The sequence below is a fragment of the Psychrobacter immobilis genome, from assembly GCF_904846285.1.
Lineage (GTDB): Bacteria > Pseudomonadota > Gammaproteobacteria > Pseudomonadales > Moraxellaceae > Psychrobacter > Psychrobacter immobilis_D.
The window spans coordinates 11557-37491 of sequence record NZ_CAJHAD010000016.1; the positions used below are offsets into that span (position 1 = coordinate 11557).

At 42.0% G+C, this 25935-nt stretch carries 19 protein-coding genes; 4 read left to right on the forward strand and 15 right to left on the reverse strand.

All coding sequences use genetic code 11. The features are described from left to right. Nucleotides 1-170 precede the first annotated feature (170 nt). From JMX13_RS09825 to yajC, 6 genes are all read right to left on the reverse strand, one after another. Nucleotides 171-530, reverse strand: a complete 360-nt coding sequence (locus JMX13_RS09825; RefSeq protein ID WP_201612322.1) for an AzlD domain-containing protein — start codon at nt 528-530, stop codon at nt 171-173. Continuing rightward, a complete protein-coding gene (locus JMX13_RS09830) occupies nt 520-1260 on the reverse strand; it encodes an AzlC family ABC transporter permease (RefSeq protein WP_201612323.1) in 741 nt (246 codons plus the stop codon). Before JMX13_RS09830 ends, JMX13_RS09825 begins: the two co-directional genes overlap by 11 nt. 105 nt (nt 1261-1365) lie before the next feature. Continuing rightward, nucleotides 1366-2784 (reverse strand): MATE family efflux transporter, encoded by a 1419-nt coding sequence (locus tag JMX13_RS09835; RefSeq protein WP_201612324.1) that lies wholly within the window; start codon nt 2782-2784, stop codon nt 1366-1368. 179 nt (nt 2785-2963) lie between these two features. Further along, entirely contained in the window at nt 2964-4220 is a 1257-nt protein-coding gene (secF, locus tag JMX13_RS09840) for a protein translocase subunit SecF (protein ID WP_201612325.1), read from the reverse strand. 9 nt (nt 4221-4229) lie between these two features. Beyond that, a complete protein-coding gene (gene secD / locus JMX13_RS09845) occupies nt 4230-6107 on the reverse strand; it encodes a protein translocase subunit SecD (RefSeq protein WP_201612326.1) in 1878 nt (625 codons plus the stop codon). 324 nt (nt 6108-6431) lie between these two features. After that, nucleotides 6432-6761 carry a preprotein translocase subunit YajC gene (gene yajC / locus JMX13_RS09850; protein WP_201543085.1) on the reverse strand — a complete coding sequence of 110 codons (330 nt, stop codon included), beginning with the start codon at nt 6759-6761 and terminating at the stop codon, nt 6432-6434. Nucleotides 6762-7291: 530 nt separating this feature from the next. Between yajC and JMX13_RS09855 the strand changes: the two genes are divergently transcribed. The 3 genes from JMX13_RS09855 (at nt 7292) to JMX13_RS09865 (ending at nt 12888) form a co-directional block, all read left to right on the forward strand. Continuing rightward, complete coding sequence (locus JMX13_RS09855; RefSeq protein WP_201612353.1) at nt 7292-8629, forward strand: hemolysin family protein; 1338 nt, start codon at nt 7292-7294, stop codon at nt 8627-8629. A 478-nt stretch (nt 8630-9107) separates the two neighbouring features. Then, nucleotides 9108-9602, forward strand: a complete 495-nt coding sequence (locus tag JMX13_RS09860) for a nuclear transport factor 2 family protein (RefSeq protein WP_201543084.1) — start codon at nt 9108-9110, stop codon at nt 9600-9602. A 196-nt stretch (nt 9603-9798) separates the two neighbouring features. Next, a complete protein-coding gene (locus JMX13_RS09865) occupies nt 9799-12888 on the forward strand; it encodes a LysM peptidoglycan-binding domain-containing protein (RefSeq protein ID WP_201612327.1) in 3090 nt (1029 codons plus the stop codon). A 137-nt stretch (nt 12889-13025) separates the two neighbouring features. Here JMX13_RS09865 and JMX13_RS09870 read toward each other — a convergent pair whose 3' ends face one another. Both JMX13_RS09870 and JMX13_RS09875 read right to left on the reverse strand, forming a co-directional pair. Continuing rightward, complete coding sequence (locus JMX13_RS09870; RefSeq protein ID WP_201612328.1) at nt 13026-14234, reverse strand: transglycosylase SLT domain-containing protein; 1209 nt, start codon at nt 14232-14234, stop codon at nt 13026-13028. A gap of 976 nt (nt 14235-15210) precedes the next feature. Then, entirely contained in the window at nt 15211-16056 is an 846-nt protein-coding gene (locus JMX13_RS09875; RefSeq protein ID WP_201612329.1) for a Nif3-like dinuclear metal center hexameric protein, read from the reverse strand. A 428-nt stretch (nt 16057-16484) separates the two neighbouring features. On the opposite strand from JMX13_RS09875, the gene JMX13_RS09880 reads away from it, so the two are divergent. Further along, nucleotides 16485-17813 carry a S1C family serine protease gene (locus JMX13_RS09880; RefSeq protein ID WP_201543080.1) on the forward strand — a complete coding sequence of 443 codons (1329 nt, stop codon included), beginning with the start codon at nt 16485-16487 and terminating at the stop codon, nt 17811-17813. Between the two features lie 149 nt (nt 17814-17962). Here the strand turns inward: JMX13_RS09880 and yfaE are convergent, their stop codons facing one another. From yfaE to JMX13_RS09915, 7 genes are all read right to left on the reverse strand, one after another. Further along, nucleotides 17963-18229 carry a class I ribonucleotide reductase maintenance protein YfaE gene (gene yfaE / locus JMX13_RS09885; RefSeq protein ID WP_201543079.1) on the reverse strand — a complete coding sequence of 89 codons (267 nt, stop codon included), beginning with the start codon at nt 18227-18229 and terminating at the stop codon, nt 17963-17965. A gap of 96 nt (nt 18230-18325) precedes the next feature. Next, nucleotides 18326-19459 (reverse strand): class Ia ribonucleoside-diphosphate reductase subunit beta, encoded by a 1134-nt coding sequence (gene nrdB / locus JMX13_RS09890; RefSeq protein WP_201565347.1) that lies wholly within the window; start codon nt 19457-19459, stop codon nt 18326-18328. A 77-nt stretch (nt 19460-19536) separates the two neighbouring features. Next, nucleotides 19537-19908, reverse strand: coding sequence for a hypothetical protein (locus JMX13_RS09895; RefSeq protein WP_227686283.1), 372 nt, complete (start codon nt 19906-19908; stop codon nt 19537-19539). A 95-nt stretch (nt 19909-20003) separates the two neighbouring features. Next, on the reverse strand, nt 20004-21635 hold the full coding sequence (locus JMX13_RS09900) for a P-loop ATPase, Sll1717 family (RefSeq protein WP_201612330.1): 1632 nt from the start codon (nt 21633-21635) through the stop codon (nt 20004-20006). 185 nt (nt 21636-21820) lie between these two features. Then, the gene (gene nrdA / locus JMX13_RS09905) at nt 21821-24097 is read right to left on the reverse strand and encodes a class 1a ribonucleoside-diphosphate reductase subunit alpha (protein ID WP_201612331.1); all 2277 of its coding nucleotides are present in this window, start codon (nt 24095-24097) and stop codon (nt 21821-21823) included. Nucleotides 24098-24648: 551 nt separating this feature from the next. Further along, nucleotides 24649-25029: a YbeD family protein gene (locus JMX13_RS09910; protein ID WP_201612332.1), complete on the reverse strand. Its 381-nt coding sequence runs from the start codon at nt 25027-25029 to the stop codon at nt 24649-24651. A 127-nt stretch (nt 25030-25156) separates the two neighbouring features. Continuing rightward, nucleotides 25157-25855, reverse strand: a complete 699-nt coding sequence (locus JMX13_RS09915; RefSeq protein ID WP_201612333.1) for a class I SAM-dependent DNA methyltransferase — start codon at nt 25853-25855, stop codon at nt 25157-25159. Nucleotides 25856-25935 lie beyond the last annotated feature (80 nt).

The window sequence follows — 25935 nt, forward strand, 5'->3', positions numbered from 1 at the left end:
ATGGGCAAAAATAAATATAGTCAGTGTGAAATAAAATTGATGAATTAACAGCCACATGCGACTGGTATAAATTTTACTCGCTTGCTGTTATCACAGAGGCTACGAAAAATTCATCCCAGTCGCGCTGTATCTTTTTGAAATTTAATCTACTGTATACAATAAACCTTTAATCAGCCTAAGAAATGGGTAAATAACCACAAAAAACCATTAATCGCAGCGATACCGACGATCATACTGACCAATAACTGACGGCTAAGATGATAGACAACTAATACTGATAATAAGGCGCCTATTTGTGCCATTAATAAATGTACTTCTGCGCTATTGATACCAGTACTTTGTGACAAACCTTGATAAGAAAGACTGGTTAATATGAGCAATACCATCACAGACAGCGGCAAGCTTTCATTCAATCGATGCAGCCAAGGCGTATCCAGTAGCTTTTTGGGTATTAAAGCGGGAAGAGCGCGGGTAATAAAGGTCACTGCGGCTATCGCAAGCGTTGCGAAAATCAGATAACTACTGCTCATTGCTGCCTCCTTCTGCCCTGTGACCACTACGCTGCACCCAAAAACCACGGGCCAAAATCATCAGCATACAAATCGTAATCGCTACTAATAACAACCAATTACTGGTAAAAAATGAGGCAATCACTAAGGCAATAACCGCAATACCAATCGGGAAATAACGTTTGATACTTTGGAATTGCTCATAAGCTAAAATGGCAAATAAACATACCAAAGCGAAATCCAAATGCGGTATCAAATCACTTAGTGTGCTGCCAATCATCACGCCAATCGTACCAGCTAATACCCACCAGATTTGATTAAACAAACTAATCGGCAGTATCAATGATTGTCGCGACTCGTTTGGCAAACTGGTCATCACTGAAAAAGTTTCGTCCGTTAAGGCGAATAAACAATAAGTCTTGGCTATTTTATTCTTTGGCAGATATTGTAATAATGGCATACCATAAAAAACATGACGTAAATTAATGGCAGCAATATTGGTTGCGATATTACCAATCGGTAATCCAGCACTCAGCATCGGCAGACAAGCATATTGCGCTGCACCTGCATATAAGACCACACTTAGCATGATAGTGGCCCACACTGGCACACCAGCCACTTGTGCGAGCACGCCAAAGGCAATCCCTGCAGGTAAATAACCCATAGCGACCGGCAAGCTTTTCTTAAAACCTTCCGCCCAATCGTAATGGTAGGCTTGGTTTTGATTTATCTCATTTAATTGAGTATTCACGTGACATCCTAATTTTTTCTTACTTTAATTTGTCGTTTTTTTTGTCTCTTGTCTTTTTTTCTAAATCCATCATACAAGCATGATTTCAGCTAATTACTTTAATAATTAAGATTCAGGCTGCAATTTTTCATAGCTGCCTGTTTGATGAGCGTGGTATAAAAATCCGCTAAGAATAATCAATCTTAATAATAATAAGCACCAAACGCTCAGCCAGATGCCGGTCATATCCCATTGTTGATACAGTAGCCAACTTAAAGGGAAAAATATAATCGCTAATATCAGTGCGGCATTACGAATGACACTACCTGCCGTTAAACCAAAGAATATCCCATCTAACCAATAAGCGCCAACGCCTACAAGGGGGAGAAGTACGGCATAAAGGTGATAGTCATAAGCAAGCGCAAAGACTGGTTCGATATTGGTCATAAATTGCAAATAAGTCGGCATGCCAAGCCACCATATCGCACTTAGCATCAAGGCAAGTCCGTAACTGACAACGCCTGTACGTTTGACGATAATACGGAACCGCGGCCAGTCACGTCGTCCAGCAGCTTGTCCGCTTAAGGTTTCTGCAGATACCGCCACGCCATCAAGGGCAAAGGCTGAGATACTCAATACCTGCAATAAGATGGCGTTAGCGGCCAGTATGACATCGCCGCTTTGGGCAGAAAGACGGGTAATCCAAGCAAAGCTTATCGTTAAAATAAGCGTACGTATAAAAATGTCTTTATTTAATGAAAATAGCCTAAGCATTTTATCTTTGCTAAAGTGTTCTTTATTAGCTGTAAATAACGCGCGCCAAGAGATTTGTAGATGTCGACGGCTCAGCCATAATGCCAATACCACGCCAAGCCAAAAGGCAATCGTCGTTCCTAACGCCACTCCAACCAAGCCCATTTGCATCACGTAAACAAAAAATAAGGTTAGTATGATATTAAGCATAGCGATAAAACCTTGCTGATAAAGCATATAGCGGGTCTTGCCTTGACCGGCAAACCAGCCGATAAATGCAAAGTTCATCAGCTCAGCGATGATACCCCAGAAACGTACATCTAAATAAGTCTTTGCCGCGCTGCCACTGTCAGGATTGGCAGAAAGCGCTTGCAAGCCAAAATCAATCAGCCAAGGTTTTGCGATAAGCAAAACTGTGCCAATCATAAAAGCGAGTAACAAAGCACGTTGTAAAATTGATAGCAAGGGTGATTGATTTTGCTTAGAGGGATTTAATGAGGCATTGCTAGAAGTGTTTTTATTAGCGAGTTGACCCAGTGCTTGTGCAGACAGACCAGATGACGCATATTGCAAGAAGTTAAAGCTGACCAGTATCAAAGACAGTAGTTGTATGGCTAAGCCCATCCCAGCAAGCTTCGCAGTGTCATTCATATTACCGACAATCGCAGTATCAATGACGCTTTGTAGCGGCATCGCAAGGTTAGCCAATAATACCGGCAGTGCAATCGCAATGATGCGCGTATAGCGAGTATCAATCGGTGGCATAACAGTTGGCGGCAAGGTAGATGGCATAACACAGTCGCTTATATAATAACAAGGCAGAAAAGATTTCTAAGTACTTATCAGATGATATTAAAATATAAATGAAAATAGCACAAAGACAAAAGCACCTAGAGTTTAGGTGCTTTTATCGTAATAACATTTACCAACTTAATAACTAAAAAGTCTAATTATTGGCTTTGATATAAGCATCAGTCTTGCTCAAACATTTTTGGATCATTAAAGGTCACGATTTCTTCTTCAAACTCAGGTTTTACTTTAACGATAAAGTCATCACGTGACAGACCCATTGCTAGAGGAATAGAGCTTGCGATATAGGTAGATGAGTAAGTACCAGCAAGTAGACCAATAAACAGCGCAGCCGAGAACCAGAATAAGCCATCACCGCCTAAGAATAGCATCGCGAGCACAACCAACAGTACCGTTGAGATGGTCATAATCGTACGGCGTAGCGTCTCTGTCAATGACAAATCAATCGTTTGACGCGCAGTAATACCACGGACACGGCGGAAGTTTTCACGGATACGGTCATAGACGACGATGGTATCGTTCAATGAATAACCAATCAATGCCAAGATGGCTGCTAGTACTGTCAAGTCAAATGGGAAGCCAAATAAAGCAAAGACACCGATGGTTACGATAGCATCGTGAAATAGTGACAATACCGCACCAATCGCCAGTTTGAATTGGAAGCGCAAGGCGACGTATCCAAGCATACATGCCAATGCTAATACAATCGACATGACTGAGCTTAGATAGATCTCATTACCAACTTGACTACCGATGATATTAACGTTACTGATTTCAACATTATTATTAGGAAGTTTTAATGCTTCACTCAGACTAGCGTTCAAGCCATCAACGTTATCAGATTGGGGTGGTAAGCGTATTAGTAGCTCTTGACGCGTGCCTAGATATTGCACAACGGCATCATCAAAGCCATTATCAGCCAAGGCTTTGACCACTTCGACTTGCTCAGCAGGATTCTCATAACGCACATCGGCTGAAACCCCGCCGGTGAAATCAAGACCTAGGTTTAGACCATTGATGGCAATCGCGATAATACTACCAATGACCAAAATGATAGATAGAATTGCCATTGGCTTTTCTATCTTCATGAAAGGAATGATACGCTGATCGCCAATGGCTTTGATGCCACCTTCAGCTTCTGCTGCTGCATTATCTTCAGCATCACCTATGTCTAAATTATTTAGATTAGGATCCATTGCTTGCGTGGCCAATGCATGGCTGTCTTGACTCGCATCTTTACCACCGCGACGCGTTTTATTTTTACTCAAGCTCGTCTTAGACGTCTTATTGCTTTGGGTATTACTGCCTTTACCATCACGGCGCGGTTTTTTACGGCGGCGCGTACTAGCTTCGCTATTTGAGCCATTCGGTTCGGGGTTATTCTGTTGTTCTAAAGGGTTGTTATTATCGATGGCCATAGTTTTCTCCTAACCGATGCTCAGACGTTTGATAGATTTACGCTTACCGTAAGCAAGTTGTACCAGCGCACGGGTTACCAAAATCGCGGTAAATAGTGAGCTGACAATACCAATCGCGAGGGTAACCGCAAAGCCTTTAATCGGACCCGTACCAATCGCAAATAAGATAAAGGCGACCAATAACGTGGTGATGTTGGCATCGAAAATACTACTAAAGGCACGATCAAAACCTGCCACGATAGCGGATTTTGGTCTGACCCCGTTTGCCAGCTCTTCACGTATACGCTCAAAAATCAGCACGTTGGCATCGACCGCCATACCGATGGTTAAGACGATACCAGCAATACCGGGTAGGGTCAGTGATGAGCCTAAAATTGACATAATGGCAATAATGATAATGACGTTAATCGCTAGGGCAATATTAGCAATCACCCCAAATAAGCGATAGAAAATAATCATAAAGGCGAAGACCAGTAGATAACCCACTTGGGTAGAGAATAGGCCTTTATCGATATTTTCTTGGCCTAATGATGGACCAATGGTGCGTTCTTCAACGAAATACATCGGGGCTGCCAGTGCGCCTGAACGTAACAATAGCGCAAGCTCAGCGGCTTCAGCACTGCTATCAAGCCCAGTAATACGGAAAGACGAACCCAGTACCGCTTGGATATTTGCACGGTTAATAACTTTAGTCTCAGCATACGGCGTACGTACTTCGACGGTCTCACCAGTTGCTGGATCTTCTTCATAAGTAATGCGTTGTTTATTTTCAATAAACAGCACCGCCATTTGTTTGCCGACAGCCGTACGCGTGGCGTTTTGCATCAGCTTACCACCAGCACTATCTAGGGTAATGCTTACTTCAGGCGAGCCGCTTTCATCAATACCTGTCTGCGCGTTCGTAACCTTGTCACCGGTGACAATCGCTTGACGCTCTAGCAATACTGGTGGACCATCAAGCGTTTCAAATGGAAATGCTTCGGTACCAGCAGGCGGAATGCCGCCCATATAATTTTCAGCGCCTTCAGCGACCATACGGAACTCAAGGTTTGCCGTACGACCAAGGACACGTTTTGCTTCTGCAGTATCTTGTACACCCGGTAGCTCAACCACGATACGGCTAGCGCCTTGTGATTGTACCAAGGCCTCAGTAACCCCAAGCTCAGCAATACGATTGCGTAGGGTGGTCAAGTTTTGGTTGACCGCGTAGCTATTGATTTCGTCTAAGGTTGCATCGTTATAAGCTAAAATCAGGGCAGGGCCTTGCTCATCAATAGAAGACTGTAAGGAGAATGTGTTACCCATAGAGCCTTGCAGGATGTTTTGCGCACGGTTACGGGTATCAGTATCAGAAAAATGCAACACCACGCCACGCTTTTCTGTTTTGATACCTTTAACCGCAATACGTTCAGCACGTAGGTCACGGCGCATATCACGACTGGCGCTGGTTAAGCGTTGTTCGAGCGCCTTGTCCATATCCACTTCTAGCACGAAACGCACACCACCGCGCAAATCAAGCCCGAGTTTCATGGGTCTTGCGCCGATATCACGTAGCCACTCAGGAGTAGTCTGTGCCAAGTTCAGCGCGACCACATAGTCCTCGCCTAGATTTTGACGCAGCACTTCCTGAGCTTTTAGCTGATCGACTGGATTGTCGAGACGCACCAGCGCACTATTGCCTTCAAAGGTACCATCATGATTGTTCAAGCCTGCTTCTTCGAGCAAGCTTTGAGACTGAGTCAAGATACCTTCAGACAGCTGCGTACCTGCTGCTGCACTGGTAATCTGTACGGCAGGTTCATCAGGATATAGGTTAGGAGCCGCATATAGACCGGCAATGATGAGTACGACGGTGATGAGTAAGTATTTCCAAGCGGGATATTGCATAATCACTTCTTTAAGTTGATAAACTACTGGCGACGCAGGCCACAAGTTAGCAGATGGGAAGTTAGCGATAACAAGGGTGAGTGACTAAAGGGAGAGCTACTATATTGTTTTAGTAGTCGTACTGAATCATGCACCACTGTGATCATCCGCGATGATAGTAAAGCAAAAAACGGTAAAGCGTAAAGCAGTAAAGCGAAAAATGACCGTAAATAATGTACGGTCATTTTAAAGTCATTACAACTATTAATTGATAATAGCCATCAATTAGTCACAACCAATGTTTAATAATTCATGTTTAACAATCATCAAATACATCGATAATGCTTAAACGCTTTCGATAGTACCAGCGGGCAATACTGAAATAACAGAAGCACGTTGTACTTTAACGTCAGTGTTGTTGTTTAAGCTCACAACCGCATAATCGCCTTCTAGTGCTTTGATACGACCCATAAGGCCGCCAGCAAAGATGATTTCGCTACCAACAGTCAATGAATTGACCATAGCGCGGTGCTCTTTGGTGCGTTTTGACTGTGGACGAATCACCAAAAAGTAAAAAATGGCAAAAAACGCCACTGGCAACAAGATTTGACCAAATAGTGACGCAGCTCCGGCAGTTTCTGGCGCAGCATGGGCAGCTTGAATAAAAAAGCTCATAATTTCTCTCAGTAAGTCATAGATAACAATAAATTTACAGGCATAGTAACAAAAAATCCCAGACTTGGTAACTGTTAATCATAGGCTAGGCGTGTTTTTGTTACCCATTTAACATACTAACCGCCAATATTTAGCCTAACAATCGTTTTGCTATTCTAAATGATAGAATGATTGGAGTTAAAGGGTAGAGTGCTCTGACGCTCAGCAAGCAGTAAAAGCCGACTATTAAGTAGATATATCAATTGGCATAGTGTCACAATAGTCAAAAAATAGCTTTATTCAATACATTATATCTTTGATATAAATAGTTATTGACTATGGAATGCCATTATTGCCGCTACGATTAAACGAGGGTTTATATCGCTATAAATGGGGGTATAATAGGCTGTCTTGAGCATGATTTTGGTCGTTAAATAGATAAAAATTAGACGCTATCGGCTATTATTTTCTATCTGCTGCCGTCAGCTCATGATATATTGTGACTTCCTTTTACTTCTTTGTTTAGGTTACCTAACTTGTTCACCTCTTTTATATCTGTACCTCGTTTATACCGTCCGCGCGCCTGTCGTAAAGACGCATCCGCTGAACCTCCCCCGACGATGGGTGGCTATACTCGCTTTAGTAAAACTTACTTCGGTATGATGCGCCTTAATATGTGGCGTTTTGTTATAAAACGGCTTTCCATGTTATCTGCATTGATAACGCTCTTACTTACTCTGTTACTACCGCAATCGGTGCTGGCTGCAGATGGCTTAGCAGACCCAAGCGCAAGTAGCGTGCTACTACTCATCTTATTTGTACTCGTAGCGATTGGCATCTCATTTATTTGTTCGTTGGCAGAGGCCGCATTACTCAGTATGACCCCGTCATATATTGCTGACATTCAAGAAAGCAATCCAAAAAAAGCCAACATGCTAAAACGCTTAAAGGTTGATAATATCGATCAGTCGTTGGCAGCTATCTTAACCTTAAATACCGTAGCGCATACTTTAGGTTCTATTGGCGCTGGTGCGCAGGCGACGATTGTCTTTGGTAGCGCTTGGTTTGGACTTTTCTCTGCAGTTATGACCTTGGCTATTTTATTTTTGTCAGAAATTATGCCAAAAACACTTGGAACCATATATTGGCGTCAATTAGGTGGACTGGTTGCTTATTTTGTCCGCGGTATTATTTTGCTGCTATATCCACTTATTTGGTTTTCAGAAAAATTAACCAAATTGCTAGTACGCGGCAAAGAACCGCAGGCGTTTAGCCGTCGTGAGTTTGCGGCACTTGCCAGCATTGGTGAAGAGTCAGGACAAATTGACCCCTTAGAGTCGCGTATCATTCGTAACTTATTGGCATTTGGTGCCATTAAAGTTGAAGATATTATGACCCCGCGTTCGGTGATGCTGGCGTTTGAAGAACATAAAACCGTTGCTGATCTGCTAGTTGACCGACCAAAACTTACTTTTTCTCGTTTACCAATTTATGATGGCGATTTAGATAATATCACCGGTTTTGTATTAAAAACCGACATGCTATTGGCAAAGTTCAATAATGCTGCCCACAAACCACTGACAGATTATAAACGCGACATTACCTTTGTATTTTCAAAGATGAAGCTGTTTGATTTGTTAGAGTTGATGCTAAAAAACCGTCTTCACATTGCGATTACGGTCGGTGAATATGGTGAGGTCAAAGGCTTAGTAACCTTGGAAGATGTGTTTGAGACCTTGTTGGGTCTTGAGATTATCGATGAAATAGACCGCGTCGAAGACATGCAAGCGTTAGCTCGGCAGATGATGGACAGACGCGTTGAGCGCTTGGGTATGAAGCTGAGTGATGACGAGCAGTATGAAGACATTCATACCGAGGATAAAAATTAGAAACACCGACATCAGAAACATCGCTATTAAAAACATTACCATTAGAAATACAGCTATTCAAAATACCTTGCATTAAGTGACTTAAACCATCAATCATAGGGTGTTGAGATGGTTTTTATAAGTTCACAATTTATTGAGTGCAAACAGCCATTTTAGAGTGACATTCGCAATAATTAAACAGGGTGTCACATGGCTGTGAGAATTTAGTGATAGTCTAAATTATCGTAACAAAACACTGCTTAAAATCTTAGATTTAACCAGATGTAAGATAGCTAATTTATAAATATATGACTTATTCCTATACTTAATTTCATAAAAGTATACTTTATAAAAGTACGATTTGGTTTTAGTTTATATGATAATTTTTATCTACGAGAGCAGTAATTAATAATTAAATGATACATCACCGTTAAGCATCATGATGGCATAATGAAAATTATGCATGACCATAACGACAATAGTATCACTAAGGAATAGCATGAAAAAATTATGGGGAAAAGGGCTGTTGGCCTTATTGATGAAAAGCGCTAGCGTAACTGCGATAATGGCGGCTGCCAGCACTATGACTATTAGCGCGCAAGCGGCAACCATGACCGAATCATTGGTGCAAAACTACGTTGCCGCCATGAAATCAGCTGCCAATAGCCAAAACACCAATCAAGTGGCGCGTTTGGTCTCTGATGATGCGCTTATTTCAATGTCAAGAAAAGGCAAGTCTACCAGCCTCGACAAAGATGCTTATCTAAAATTACTGCAAAACAGTTGGAGTAATACCTCAAATTACCGCTACGATATCAATGTGGATAATATTGTCATTACCGGTGATCAAGCAAAAGCCAATGTCACCACTAATGAAAGCTGGGTAAAAGACGGGCAAAAAGTTTCATTTGTCACGACATCGAGAGTGACGCTTACCTTATCGACCGGTAATGCAGTACTTTTACGCGCTGTCTCACAAGTGGCGATTAATTAGTCATCAACAAGCCGTCATCAACAGCGCTAGTTAATGAATTGTATAAATCATGCCGCTATTTAGCCATTGAAAGATAGGGCGGATTAAATTCTGTCCATTATCTTTCATAATAGACTGGTCTTTGTTTGAGATTGCGTACTATACTGTCGATTAACTTTATTTTATCACTTATTGTTGTTAGGAAACTTCCACTATCATGTCTACTGTGTCATCAAAATCTCGCTCATTTATCGCTTTACCACTGACGCTTGCGGTGTCGACTTTACTTATCAGTGCTTGTAGTAATACCTCGGCGGTGAAGAAGACGGGTGCGACCGGCAGCTCAGCTGTGGTTGCGAAGCGTCCTGTCAATCAAGCTGCTAAGCCAAGTACTGGCGCTGATTACTCAACAGCTTTTTTGGACGCTGAAAGCTTGGATGAGCTGGCTGATTTATTAGAAGCCACCGACATGACGATGGTTGAGGGTAATAAACTTGCCATTCAACAATATGGTGATTTATGGAATCGCTTGCGGGCAGGCTACCGTATGAATGGTGGTCAGCCTGTTTATAATCAGCGTATTGAAGCGCAAAAAGGTTGGTTTACCAGTCGTCAAGACTATCTTAACCGTTTGACCGCCCGTGCCAGTCGCTATATTTACCATACGGTACGAGAAGCTGAGCGCCGTAATATTCCAACTGAACTTGCGTTATTGCCTGTGATTGAGAGCTCATACGATCCAAGTGGTACCAGTAGTGCGGCAGCTGCAGGTTTATGGCAGTTTATCCCAAGTACAGGGCGTATCTATGGTCTCAATCAAAGTAGCACTTACGATGGTCGCCGTGATGTTATCGAATCAACCCGTGCCGCTTATGACTTTTTGACCGCACTGCATAACCAGTTTGGTAGTTGGGAGCTAGCACTAGCGGCTTATAACGCCGGTCCTGGTCGAGTGCAAAAAGCTATCGATGCCAACGCTGCGCGTGGCTTGCCGACCGATTATTGGTCGCTAAGATTACCGACTGAAACCATGAACTATGTACCGCGCTTTTTAGCGGTTGCTGAAATTGTTGCCAAGCCTGAGCAATATGGCGTTTATCTGCCCGCTATCGCTAACCGTCAGCATTTCCGTAGTGTGCCGGTCAACTATGGCGTCAGCTTAGCCGAAGTTTCGCAGACAACTGGTGTCAGTTATGATGAATTGGAAAGATTGAACACGGCACTGACGTCAGCTCGTATCGATGCATCAGGTCCGCAGCGTGTTATTATTCCTAATGATGTCAGCTTGACGACGGATGCGAAACTGAGCGCCTTAAGAGGTAATGGTAGTAGTAATGTGATTGCTTCTAGTAACACCAGTAGCAATGTTGCTACCGCGCCAAGCTACTCAGGCTCTACTTCTACTACGCCGAGCTACAATAATAAACCTTATACTGGCGGCACATCATTGCCTTCTACGGGTAGCGCGCTTGCTGAATATGCCGCGAGTGCCAGTGTACCGCAGCAAACCACCAGCTATATTCCGCCGACGGTTTCACCGACGAGCAGCTCTGTTTATAGCAGCAATACCTCATTCCGTACTGAGCAGCCACTGACTTCGGCAGAAACCAAAAAGATTAATGCCGAGCTAAAAAGCAGCAACAGTTTACCGACCACATCGGCACAAATTACGCAAAACAATACCATCATTCAAGAACCGCCGTTAAGTAAAGCGGAACGTGACTTTATTGCCAGTCAAATTCGTATTAGTACACCTGAAACCAATGTCATCAATGCAGATGGTAATATCAACCTATCAGCAGTACAGACGCAGCAGTCAGTGTTAGAAGCCAGTGGTAAAGAAAAGAAACTGAGCTTCCCAAAAACCTCGGTCAGCAAACCAAAACCACAAGGTACACGCAGTACTTATACCGTAAAACGTGGCGATACCTTGGCAAATATCGCCAGTCGTTCGGGTGTCAACTGGCGTGATATTGCTGAATGGAACCAGATTGATGCTAGCGCTAATCTATTAGCGGGCAGTACGTTATATCTATATAATGCCAAATCGATTGAACCCTTGAGTAGTGCGAGCAATACAGCAGCCAGTCAGCCAGAAAGCTATGTGGTACAAAGCGGTGATACCCTTATCGGTACAGCCAATCGCTTTGGTTTGTCAGTGACTCAGCTAGCAACTTATAATAATCTGAGCAGTAGAGCGGACTTGCTACGTGGTCAAAAACTATGGCTGGTTCCTGGTAAAGTAACCGCGCCTGCGACCACACCTGCAGCGCCATCGACCAAACCTACTAAGTCGAGTGCGGCAACCAAAAACTATAAAGTCAAACCTGGTGATGGTTTGATTGCTTTGTCACGCCAGTTTAAGGTGCCGACTACTACCTTGGCGACGTTAAATAATATTCGTACGACCGATTCACTATATGTTGGTCAGAACTTAAAAGTACCAGCTAATGTAGAATTTACGACTGCGCCTACTACGTCTAATAGTGTGGCTAGCAGCACATCGAGCAGTACTAGCAGCAATACTCCTGCTAGTAGCTCAAGCTCAGTGGCAACCACCAACTATAAAGTCAAATCAGGTGATACTTTAATCGGTATCGCAAATAGCGTTGGCATTAGTCCTGAAGAACTGGCAGCCGTAAATACTAACTTTGATGCCAAAGCGCGATTGCAACGTGGTCAAACGATTAAAGTACCTGTTACCAAAGATTTGGTAGATCGTCAGCTTAACGACAAGGCAGTCAGCTATAAAGTCAAATCAGGCGATACCTTGACGGGCGTTGCGCAGCGTTACAATATTGGATTGGGCGATTTAGCAGCTGCCAATAACTTGAAAACTAATTCCAATTTAATATTGGGTCGTACGATTACCATTCCTGCTAATGGGACAGTGAGCGCTTCTAGTACAGCTAATAGTAATGCTAGTAGCAGCAGTAACAGTAATAAAGGCAGCAGCAGCGCCAGTGCAGAAGCCACTAGTAGTACTGCTAGCGGTAAAAAGCTTGGCAATACTGAGAGCTATAAAGTTAAATCGGGAGATGGCCTTATTGCGCTAGCGCGTCAGTTTGGCATCTCGGTAGAAGACTTAGCGGCTACTAACGATTTAGCGACTAACGCCCAGTTGCAACGTGGTCAAACCATTAAAGTACCAAAAGCGACGGTCAGCTATACCGTTGGTTCAGGCGATAACTTGATTGGATTGGCGCGTAAATACGGCGTCTCAACCAAAGAGCTTGCGGATATGAATAATATCGCTGTAGATACTATGCTACAACGCGGTCAACGTCTAACCGTACCGAATCGCTAATATATAATGTAATCGCATTTAACAAATTTTAAGCATTAAAAAAAGCTGCTCTTCATAGAGCAGCTTTTTTATTGCAAAAGTTTTATAGGTATTTTATTTACAAGCTTTTACTAAAAATATTTTAAAAAGAAAGCTGATTAAACCGTCTGCGTTTTAATGGTTTCAAGATAACTTCTAATATTACTCACATAATGCATCGCTTGACCATAACGGCTATTTGAGGCTCTGTTTTCAGATAAGTAGGCATATATATTGGCCCAGCTTTTATCATCGATACCATTGGCATTCAATTTACGCTGGATACCTTTTACGGCATTTGGACCCATATTATAAGCGGCAAGGGCAAACCAGATGCGGTCGGTCTTTGGTACATCAGCGAAATCGGCTTTCATTTGCTCCAAATAGCGAGCGCCACCACCGATACTTTGGTAAGGGTCAACGCGGTCGGAGACGCCCATCGCTTTGGCAGTATTATTGGTCAGCATCATTAGGCCGCGTACCCCTGTCGGTGAGACAGCATTAGCATCAAGATGTGACTCTTGATAGCCCATTGCCACCAGCAACTCCCAATCATGGTTGTAATTGCGCGCTTGCTCTTCAAACGACGATTGATAGTCGGGTAATTTCTCTATCAGGGTCTTTTTAAAATGGTCTTGGCTATAAGCATCTTTTAATAAATTTTGATTATAAAATGCCGCCAATTTCTGTGTGTGTTCAAGCTTCATGCTATCACATAAGAAATAACTGGCTTTTTGTGATAACGGATCATTGGCTGAATTAAACGTCCAACTGACTTTAGGGTGTAAACCATTTTTGGTCAAGCTGGCGTCATAGCCGCAGCTGACATTGACTGACGATAAATTCATCTGGCTTTTTAGCTGAGTGCTGGCTGTGGTCAATGCCATATCGGCATCGCCTGATTTTAAAGCGTTGAGCGCTGCATCTTCACTGGCATAAGCCTTTAGCTCGATTTTTACCCCGAGCTCATCAGCATAACTATGCACTAAGTCGTAGCCAAAACCATGCTGAAAGCCATCAGTCGCAAAGTAAGTACTATCGCCTGGCACAGCAGCAATGGTCAGAGTTTTCTCTAACATGACATGCTCATAAGCTGGTATGGGCGCGCCCATTGTCGTCAGACTCTCAGCAGGTAGAGAGAGCAGGGCAATACTAGATATTTGCGCCAATTTTTTGGTCTTGGCGAAACGAGTCACTTTAATAGGTGCAACGGCTGGAACGATGTTACTTTTGGTACTTAGCAAGCGTTTAGAAGGCTGCAGTATATATGATATACGGCGTTTAGCCCCTCGCGCAGATGCTTTCGCACGATAAGTAATTCGCTGCATGGATGTCTCCTGATTTTAGCCATCCTGCATACCACAAAACGCTGTGTCAATTTATGCTGCTTATATATGCTTATCAAAAGCGTATTACTATATAAGCGGCATGAACTGTCGTTGCATTTTAGATAATATTGTCCTTATAAATAAAATAAGTACAATGTCATCTTGTTTAAATATAGTTGGACTAACATTCGTTATATAAGCGTTAGCACTCAAATCTTTCAATCAGCTAGCCAATACTTAATGTCATCTTTTTTTAAACTTTTTTCAAAATAGAAATCATTTCAAACACTATTCTAAAAAAAAGACGCACCACACCGCAAAGGCTATAAATCGGATGATTCCTTCATCGATGCTAGGTTGGCTATTGAATAAAAGACCCGTTATTCAACTATCGTAAACATAGGTAAGGTCATGAATAAATTATTGAGACAAAAACGTCGCATAAGCGCGGTACAGCTGCACTTAATCGTTGCAACGCTCAGATTATTAGCCAGCTACTCTCTAAATAGGTTGTAGTAGAGTAAATGGTCGATAATACGTACTGTCTAGCGATAAAAACAAGCAAACACTTTCTAACTACTCACTAAATATAAGTAGAAAATAGGGCTTGCCTTAGCAGTATCGCGACGCTAAAACAAAGCAGAATATCTAATAAAAAAATAGTTTATTAGACAATAAACACTGTTTTAGCACCATAACCGGAAGCTATAAAAATGGGAAGTCTCATGACAAGACATTCTTTCTTCAGGTACTAATATGCGGATTTTCACTACATTATTCAAGTAGAGTTAATAAATTAGCGATAAAACTTAACAATAGCACTATAAAAGGTAAAAAATCGCCTCGTTTTCATCAATTCACTGACAATAAACGTCAAAAAAAGTGATTGCCACAGGAAATAAAATGCTTGTACTGTGCTTAAAATGTTAAAAATTAGTGCCAAAACAACGAAAAATTTACTAAAACTGCTTAATCATCAGGCTGGATTATCGATATCTACAAAAGTCACTGCTAAGCCAAATTGCTGAGCAACGAGTTCTCCTAATGCTTGAATACCGCCACGTTCTGTCGCATGATGGCCGCAAGCAAAATAATCAATACCAAGCTCACGGGCAATATGCGTGGTACGCTCTGATATTTCACCGGAGATAAAAGCATCGCAGCCCATTAGGGCGGCTTGTTCAATCATATCTTGCGCGCCGCCGGTACAGATACCCACTCTTTCAATCGGCCTGTTATTCTGTCCATTATATCCGTCAGTATCTGAGGCTTGATAATGAGCAGAGATGTGTAGTGGCAGGCGTCCTAGTGCATCGGTAATCTGCGTAATAAGACTTTGGGCATTCTGCGGTGTGCAAGTGGCAATATTACCAACCGGATGTGATTCGCTAGGATAAAGCGCGCCAATGATACTCATATCAAGTTGCTCAGCCAGTTTGGCGTTATTGCCAATGCGAGGATGAGCGTCAAGCGGCAAATGATAGCCAATCAAAGAAATACCATGTTGCATGAGTTTGCGGATACGTTGACCTTTCATGCCTGTGATGGGTGTAGGCTCGCCTTTCCAAAAATAACCGTGATGCACCAAAATGGCATCGGCTCTGTCAGCAATCGCCGCATCAATTAAAGCCTCACATGCGGTGACACCAGTAACGATGCGCTGTATAGGTCGACCACCATCTACCTGTAAACCATTGGGCGCATAGTCTTTAAAGGCTGCTGCTGATAGGTATTCGTCACAAAAATCTGTTAAGGCTTGGGCGCTAATCGTCGTACTTGAAAGTTGGTTTGAAGGTTCGGTTAAGCTATTGTGTTCGGTCATAGAGTTTCCTTATAATTATTGCAGTTTTTCACTATTTTGCTCTTTTATAGCTTCGATTTTTTACTGTTTAAATGGTTGAAGTTTATATGTTAAATAATCAAAATACCTATTTATAAAAACACCTATCTATAAATGATACGTGTTATAAATCATCAGGGCTTTATCATTGCTATTTTAGCATGGTGCTGTAAGAGAGTAGACAAGGCGAATAACTGAAACGGTACACGATGCGTTACTATTTGTCGGTGTTGCCAGTTATAATTTACATACCTGAATCTATATAATTTATAACCCTGAAATTATTCAAGCTGGCGTTAATCCTTTTTAATTACATCTGATTGATTAGACGTGTATTCGCTGATTCATCCTTCATTATTTTATAAAAATGGTTTTATAAAAGTAGTTTTCAAAAATATAGAGGTTTTTATATGTCGTCATCTCGAAACGCCAATGACAAGGCTGGTCTGGTAAAATGGTTACCTTGGATTTTGCTGCTGATAGTGATTGCAGCATTTATCTGGTTGTTTACGAGCATGAAAACGGCATCTGAGCAAGCGTGGGAGCCACCTAGAACCACGCCCGCTGAGCAGCAAGCGTCGACGCCTGTTTCCGATACGCCGGCACCGATTTCTTCTTATCATAATGGCGTTGCTCGCGCCTCGCAGTCGGTAGTCAATATTTATACCACTCAAACGATGGCTGAGCATCCTTATATGAATGATCCGGTACTGCGCCGCTTCTTTGAGTTCCACGGCGCACCTTCAGAAGAGCAGGGTAATACCAATTTAGGCTCGGGCGTGATTGTCTCAGAAGATGGTTATATCGTTACCAATGCCCATGTGATCGAAAAAGCGGATGAGATTACGGTGGCCTTTAATGATGGGCGCAAGAGCCGTGCTAAGCTTATTGGCACGGATCCAGACAGTGATTTGGCAGTGATTAAAGTCGATATGACGGGTCTAACACCACTTGGCTTCCGTAAAGAACCTACGCTAGTTGGCGATGTTACATTGGCGATTGGTAATCCATTTGGTGTCGGACAAACGGTAACCCAAGGTATTATTTCAGCGACAGGACGTACAGGTCTTGGGGTCAATAAGTTTGAAGACTTTATCCAAACCGATGCCGCTATTAATCCGGGTAACTCAGGTGGCGCATTGGTTGACGCTTTTGGTGAATTGGTCGGTATCAATACCGCTATCTACTCACGTTCTGGTGGCTCGATGGGTATTGGTTTTGCCATTCCTACTGCTATTGTTGAGCAAGTGATGAACGCTATTATTAAAGATGGTAAGGTCAGCCGTGGTTGGTTAGGGATTGAGATACAATCACAATTACGTGACCCAACGCAGCTAGAAACCTCAACTGGCGTAGAAGTGCTGAACGTTGTTCCTAAGAGCCCTGCTGCTAAAAGCGGTTTACGTATCGGCGATGTTATTCTGACGATTGACGGTATTGAGATGACTGATGCCAATACCTTGATTCAATATGTCGCTCGTAAAGCACCGAATACTACATTAAACGCGCAAATCTTACGCCGCGGTAAAAATGCGCAAGTGAAGATATTGTTAGAGGAACGTCCGGCGCAAGAGCCGATGGCACGACCTGTTGTCATTCAAGATGAAACGCTTGGCGGTATGGGTGATCCGAATCTACAAGGTGAAAGACAAGAGATGCCGATGATGTCAGAAGAAGAGCGTGACCGTATGCGTGAAGAGTTATTGCAGCTTTTTGAAAGAGATGGCGCACCTTTATAAGCAAATTTATAACGGCATGCTCCATAAAATAAAGTTTAAGCAAACAGTTTTAGAGTGTTATAAATAATAAAAAAGCGCGCTATCTTACAGATAACGCGCTTTTTTTATTAGACTTTTAATGTTTAATAATAGCTTTACTAATTTAGCAGCTATTTTTCTATTAACTCATGATTGATATAAATCACCCCTTGCACGCGACAGCAGCAGGGCAGGATTTCATCTTCTTCAATCATAGCAAGTGGCTCAAACGGATAATCAATAACGTGTGAGCTGGCAATGCGCTTGATACGGCAACTGCCACAGTAGCCTTCCTTACACTGATAATTGACATCATGTCCGGTGCGTAGCAAGCCATCAAGCAGACTTTCGTCATCATGCAAGTAGAATTGCTTCTTACTCGTCATTACCCAAGTCATAACTTTATCCTATTTATATCCCTAACTTTTTTATTTCCTATCATTTTGGAATGTCTAAACGATACTCTTTAAAAAGCTATTGTCTACAACTCTACTCTATAACTCAAAATCATCAAAATCGCTGTCTGATAAATCTGAGTCAATTTGACCGACCAAGTACGAGCTGATTTCCGTCTCTTGCGGCGCCACTTGGACATTATCAGAAGACAACCACGTATTAATCCATGGAATCGGATTTGATTTAGAGTTCGGGAATGCCACTGGCAAGCCAACCGCTTCCATACGTAAGTTGGTGATAAATTCGATATATTGGCAAAGAATGTCTTTATTGAGACCAATCATTGAGCCGTCTTTAAACAGATAACCGGCCCATTCTTTTTCTTGCTCAGCCGCTTTGGTAAAGATATCGATGCTTTCTTGATAGCACTCATAGGCAATATCGACCATCTCTGGGTCATCTCTGCCATTGCGCATCAAGTTTAGGATATGCTGTGTACCAGTTAAATGTAGCGCCTCATCACGGGCGATTAATTTAATAATCTTGGCGTTACCTTCCATCAGCTTACGCTCAGCAAAGGCGAACGAGCAGGCAAACGACACATAAAAGCGAATGGCTTCTAAGACGTTAACCGCCATCAAGCATAAATACAGCTGTTTTTTCAGCGATTTTAAGCTAACGGTTACCTCTTTTCCATTGACGGTATGCGTACCTGCGCCATACATATTGTATAGCTGTGAGTTGTAGTACAAGTCATCGTAATACTTGGCGATGTCAGCCGCGCGCCCTAAAATGTGCTCGTTTTGCATGATGTCATCAAAGACAATACCCGGATCATTGACGATATTACGAATGATATGAGTATAGCTGCGCGAGTGAATGGTTTCAGAAAACGTCCACGTCTCAATCCACGTTTCAAGCTCAGGAATAGACACTAGCGGCAATAACACCACGTTTGGACTACGACCTTGAATAGAGTCGAGTAGGGTCTGATACTTTAGGTTACTTATAAAGATATGCTGCTCATGTGACGACAGATTGCCATAGTCGATGCGGTCGCGTGACACATCGACTTCTTCTGGACGCCAAAAGAACGACAGCTGCTTTTCAATCAATTGCTCAAAGATAGGATGCTTTTGTTGGTCATAACGCGCCACGTTGACCGGCTGACCAAAAAACATCGGCTCTTTTAGCGCATTGTTTGGCGTTTGGGAAAAAATCGAGTAAGTCATAGTTCCACCTTTATAAGTGATACAGTTGTGAATCAAAAGTTTGAAAATGCCACCTGAGAAATACTTTCAAAAGGGCGTTATAAGTTCTCTAAAGATATTTGCGTTGGTTCTTGTCCATCATTCATATAGGCTTTGAAAATCTCGCTAAGCTCACTATCATCCAATCCTTCCAGCTCATCGATAGCGCTCTTACGCAGCGTACTTAAATCTACCTCTGCGGCTTTGTGTGTTTCTTTTTTTAGCGGCTTTTTTACTGGTTTTTTTGCTGGTCTTGGCGCGTCCATCTTTGGCATTGCGCTGCTATTTAATTGCTGACGAACTTCCTCGATATCGACTTCTACTTGCACGATATGCGAGCCACCATCGTTTAGGTCTGAAAATACGTTAGGGATAAACAAACCACCGTCTTTGATGATTGCGGTATATTGCACGTCTATGACCTCCGTCATTTTTATTCTTTGTGTGTTTCAATTATAGCGGTAAAGCCAAAGTGTTCTAATTATATAAATTTTAAAACATAGGGTTCATGAGAGGTACTCTAAAATTACTGTTCAATATGAAGAGCTTGATGAAACATTTTGTGTATTTTTAAGTGCTTCGCATGACTACATTCGAACTCGGATTTAGAGGATGAGTGTCTGAAAGACCATTCAAAACTATCCGGTAAACTATCTGAAGTACCTATTAAACCCGTACGATAGAAACAGCTTAAAACTTCATAAACAATGTTTTCTTGATATCCGTTACCAATGATATAGTTATTGATAACTTCTGATATTTGGTCATTGATTTTGTGTGTATTAAATAACTCATATAGCTGAAGGATTTTATCTTCTGATAGAACTGCCTTGAAATCATCTATAGATACTATCTCTTTAGCGTTTGACAATATGTATATAGTATATTTCAACGATGGATATATATCACACCACTCTTCATGTAAGCTTTTTAATCTATCTTTTGAATATTCCTTTTCTGCTTTGTAAATAGCACTCCATTCTATTAAGCTTTTCTCTGCTGACTGACTTAAACAATAGTTCACGAATTGTAATATATCCCTTGGTCGCCAGAACGTTCGGGTAATTAAATATTGCCAAGAATCTCTATTTCTGACGTTGTTATCAACAGGAAATAAATCTTCAAAAACTATATCTCTATTAGTATATTTGTGTTTGTATAGAAACGTGATACGTTTATCGACGATCTCTTTTAGGTCTTTTTCTGTCCAACTTAAGTCCCATATTAAGGATAATAGTTTATCTTCTTGGAAACCACTAGAACGAGTTTTCTCTAGCGTGAGTTGATACAAATCTAGTCTTAAAGAAACTAATATTTTTACGTTCTCTATCTTTCTGAAGTGTTTTATCTCTTCAATTAGGCTTTTTATCAAACCGTACTTAACTTCTATTGATACCCAATTTTCATCGAGCTTGTCTATCAGCAAGTAGTATTTCTTTTTTTGGTCATTGAAAATATGTCTGTTCATTAAATCAATAACTTTAGAAAGATCTGATATCTGTAAGTCATTAATGATTTTTTGAACCCTACTTTCTACCTGAACTTTTTGTTCTTCTGATAAGCCTTGAGCACCTTCGGCATTTATTTTGTTTTCTAAAAAACCAGCTTCAAAACCAGCCTTCATATCACTTGAGAATTTATTTACAATTTCTTCAATATTTTCAACAGTTTCGATCCAATACTTATCAGACCATTGTTCCAAATATTTCAAAGCAGTTTTTTCCTCAGGACGACGAATCAAATCTCTGAGTTCATTTATAATTTGAGAAAACTTACTCTCATCGTTTAAGTGTGGATATTTGAGCTTAAGGAATTCGACTGTTAAAATATGTCGCCAAAGATATTTATAAAATAGGTCTAAATTAACATTATTCAATGTTAAAAATTTTATGATATTAGAGTTATCAATATATCTTAGAAAGACATCTTCTAAATTGAGTAGTTTTGAGCGTTCTTTATCTACAGCTTCTTTCACTGTCAATAACGATGCAGTTTTACCAGCTCCTGTTCTACCAAGAATAATAGCTTCACTAGCACTTGTATCTATTAGTACTTCTATAAGTCCTTTATCCACATAGCACTCTGCTAGGAACTTAGCATCGCTTTCGGCATCTAATTGACCTATTTTCATGTTAGGTCTTATTTTTATATCTTCCATAATAGTTATTACCGATTATAAGTAATAGTTCATGTAGTGTAACTCCACTACGTCCACTCCCTAGAAAATCTTATAGCAGTAAACAGCGGGCTTAACCAAAAAGCCAAACCCGCCATCCGCCAGAAATTCTATTTAAAGAATTTCTCTTGCGAACCTAAAATTGCAGTGCAATTTTTTAACGGTTCTCAAATCTTACAAGCACCACCAGCACAATCATCTTCCATATCCGCTTGGGCATCATTCGCACCATCACGAGTGTTATGGTAATACAAAGTTTTCACGCCAAGCTTATACGCCGTCAACAAGTCTTTTAGCAATACCTTCATCGGTACACGCTGACCATCAAAGCGCGTTGGGTCATAGTTGGTATTGGCAGAGATACTTTGATCGACGAACTTCTGCATGATAGCGACCAGCTTTAGGTAACCGTCATTGTTCGGCATTTGCCACAGTAGCTCGTACTGATCTTTTAGCTTGTCAATCTCAGGCACCACTTGCTTTAAGATGCCATCTTTTGACGCTTTGATAGACACCAGACCGCGTGGTGGCTCGATACCGTTGGTGGCATTGGCAATCTGACTAGAGGTCTCAGACGGCATCAAGGCGGTTAGGGTAGAGTTGCGCAGACCATGAGTGGTAATCTCAGTGCGTAGCGTTTCCCAATCGAGATGTAGCGGCTCTTGGCAGATTTTATCCAAGTCCTTTTTATAGGTATCAATCGGCAAGATACCTTGCGAGTAAGTGGTTTCATTAAATGCCGGACACGCACCTTGCTCTTTTGCCAATTTATTTGACGCTTTTAAGAGATAGTACTGTAGCGCTTCAAAGGTTTGATGCGTTAGACCAAGCGCGCTGCCGTCTGAATAGCGCACGCCATTTTTCGCTAAATAATAAGCATAGTTAATCACGCCAACACCTAAGGTACGGCGACGCATACTACCATTTTCAGCCGCTTTGACTGGATAGTCTTGATAGTCGAGCAGGGCATCAAGCGCACGGACGATTAATTCTGCTGGCTCTTCGATGTCGCTAACGTTTTCAACTTTACCTAAGTTGACCGCTGATAGCGTACAAAGGGCGATTTCACCGGTTTCGTCATTGATATTATCAAGTGGCTTAGTCGGTAGGGCGATTTCCATACAGAGGTTTGACTGGCGAATCGGCGCAACTGTGGCGTCAAACGGGCTATGGGTGTTGCAATGGTCAACGTTTTGGATGTAGATACGACCGGTGCTGGCGCGCTCTTGCATCATCAAACTAAACAGCTCAGTAGCTGGAATTTGACGGCTACGAATGCTAGGGTCGTTCTCGTATTTGGTATATAGCTCTTCAAACTTGTCTTGGTCTTCAAAGAAGGCATCGTACAAGCCCGGGGTGTCGCTTGGTGAAAATAGCGAGATATCTTGACCTTTAATCAAACGGGTATACATGGTTTTATTTAACTGAACGCCGTAATCCATATGACGGACACGGTTGTCTTCGACGCCGCGGTTGTTTTTCAGTACCAGTAGCGACTCAACTTCTAAATGCCATAATGGGTAAAATAACGTCGCTGCACCGCCACGCACGCCGCCTTGTGAGCAGCATTTAACCGCCGTTTGGAATAATTTATAAAAAGGAATACAGCCAGTATGCTGCGCTTCGCCGCCACGGATAGGGCTACCAAGGGCGCGGATACGACCAGCGTTGATGCCGATACCGGCTCGCTGCGATACATAGCGTACGATGGCGCTGGTGGTGGCGTTGATAGAATCTAGGCTATCACCGCATTCGATCAATACACACGAGCTAAACTGGCGCGATGGCGTACGTACACCTGACATGATAGGCGTTGGTAGAGAGATTTTGAATTGTGAGGTCGCATCATAGAAGCGTTTAACGTAATCAAGACGCTCTGACTTTTCATAGCTGGCAAACAGACACATACCAACCAGCATATATAAGAACTGCGGGCTTTCATAAACGGTCTTGCTGACGCGGTCTTGCACGAGATATTTACCCGCCATTTGCTCGACAGCAGCATAAGCAAGATTCATATCGCGCCAGTGGTCAAGATATTCTTCTAATTCATCAAATTCCGCACGGCTATAGTCAGCTAGGATATGCTGATCGTATTTACCGGCATCAGTTAGCTTTTTGACATGGTCATACAAGTGAGGCGGGGTAAATTTATTATAAGCAATCTTACGTAAATGGAAGATGGCCAAACGCGCGGCTAAATACTGATAATCAGGCGTGGTTTCAGAGATAAGGTCAGCGGCAGACTTGATGATGGTCTCGTGAATATCGCGAGTTTTGATGCCTTCATAAAACTGAATGTGCGACTTTAGCTCAACTTGTGATACCGACACATTATCTAAATCATGAGCAGCCCACTCGATAACCTTGTGAATCTTATCTAAATCAATAGGCTCTAAACGTCCATCACGTTTGGTTACTTGGATTTTATCGATATGTGTCATGCTGACCTCGTAAGTTGATTGCTTGGCAATTAATTTATAATGATGCTTATAGTGTTACTTATAGTAATGCGGCGCGGTTCATACCGGCGGGCATTCTTTATCACGCTATCTTTATTACGCTATAACATCCTGTCACGGCAGAGTGTTTTTTTAGGCAAAACGATGCCATTGCTCATAGTGAGGATTTAAATCACTGAGCACTACATATAGCGTATTTGTTAGTAGGTGGACACAATATAGCGGGAAAATTTTGAAAATGCTATATTGATTTTAGCGGCAAACTATGTTGATGAGAGGGTAAAGCGTGTCCAAATTTTAGCAAAGGACGATGGGATAAGGGTTAGACGCCAATAAGAAAAATAATAAAAGTTTTGTAAAAAATGGCGCGAATTTGCTTTTTATTGTTGGCTAAATTAACGAGCGCAAATCTGCTGAATGGCGCGCATATTTCGGGTGGTGATTGTACCCCAGACAATAGAAAATCGCCACCCATATGAGTGACGATTCGGACGAAAAACGGACTGGTTTTTGTTAAATTGATAAAACTATGATTAGACGACCATGCGTACCGTTTTTGCATTATCGAGTGATGCATAAAGCGTGTTCACTTGCTCAACGGTGGTCAAGTATAAATTGGCACGCACAGAATGGAAGCGTCCTGTTTTTGACGGTTTAACTTCCATAGACGCCAAATCAAACTCTGGAAACTGGCTACCAAGGATAAGCTTCACTTCATTGAGTAAGCTGTCATGCTCGCCTTCATGACCGATAATGCTCAGTGGGTAGTTCATTGGGAACTGCCACAGCTCAGGATTTTGCACGTCGGTTTTTTTGCCTTTTAAGATACCGTCATTGGCGACCAGCTCAGTGACTTTGACTTCTCTTTTAGGGGTTTGATTTGGGTTAGTGATGTCTTTTGGATCATCAGTCATGATGTTGTCCTTATTTTTGTGAAGATATGAGCTTATGGGTTATGCCGATAAGCGCTTTATGCACCATTTATAAGGACGCTCATCATATTATTCAAGGGTCAGCCAACGATAACTCATATTAAAATCATTATTTTTTATAACCACATACCGCCACATAATCGCCGCGATCATAGCCTTCGATGACCTCTTGTACCTTGTCATTGGCATACATAGGATGGGTCAATAAAGTCTGCGCATATTCGAAATCGACGAAACCATTGGCTTGCATTAACTCGATTTTCTCATCAGAGGTACGCCAGTTTGCTGACTTCACCAGCTCAATAGGATAAGGGTCAGCAGGGGAGATGTGTTCGAGTAGTGGATGCTCCCACGTATCTACCGCGCTGGCTAAATTGTATAAGCTGGCAAAACCGCTTTCTTTTGGCACATCAATCAAGATGAGCTTGCCGCCAGTCTTTAGAGCATCAAATGCCTTTTTAATACAGACATCCAAATCGCTGATATAGCTGACGCTGCCATTAAACATGATGATATCAAATTTATTAGGCTCAATCTCGCAGGTTTCGGCAGGGCTGATATCTACTTGCAAGCCGCGCTTTTCGGCAACTTCAGCCATGTCTTTCGATGGCTCGATACCATGCGTGATATGAATGCCGTAATCTTTGGCCAACAGTGATTCGAAAAGACCACTACCACAGCCGATAGACAATATTTCGCTATCTTTATCTAAGAAGTGAGCGACCAGTTTTAGCTCACTGGTCAGTAAGTTTTGGTTGTCAAAAAACCAGCTGTCGTACGCGCTTGCGTGTTCATCGAATGCTGCCATGGTGTTTCTCCTTGTTGATCGTTATTGTTGATCATTGTTTTTAATTTTAGAGGGTTTTTTTAGAATCAAGCTAGATTGAG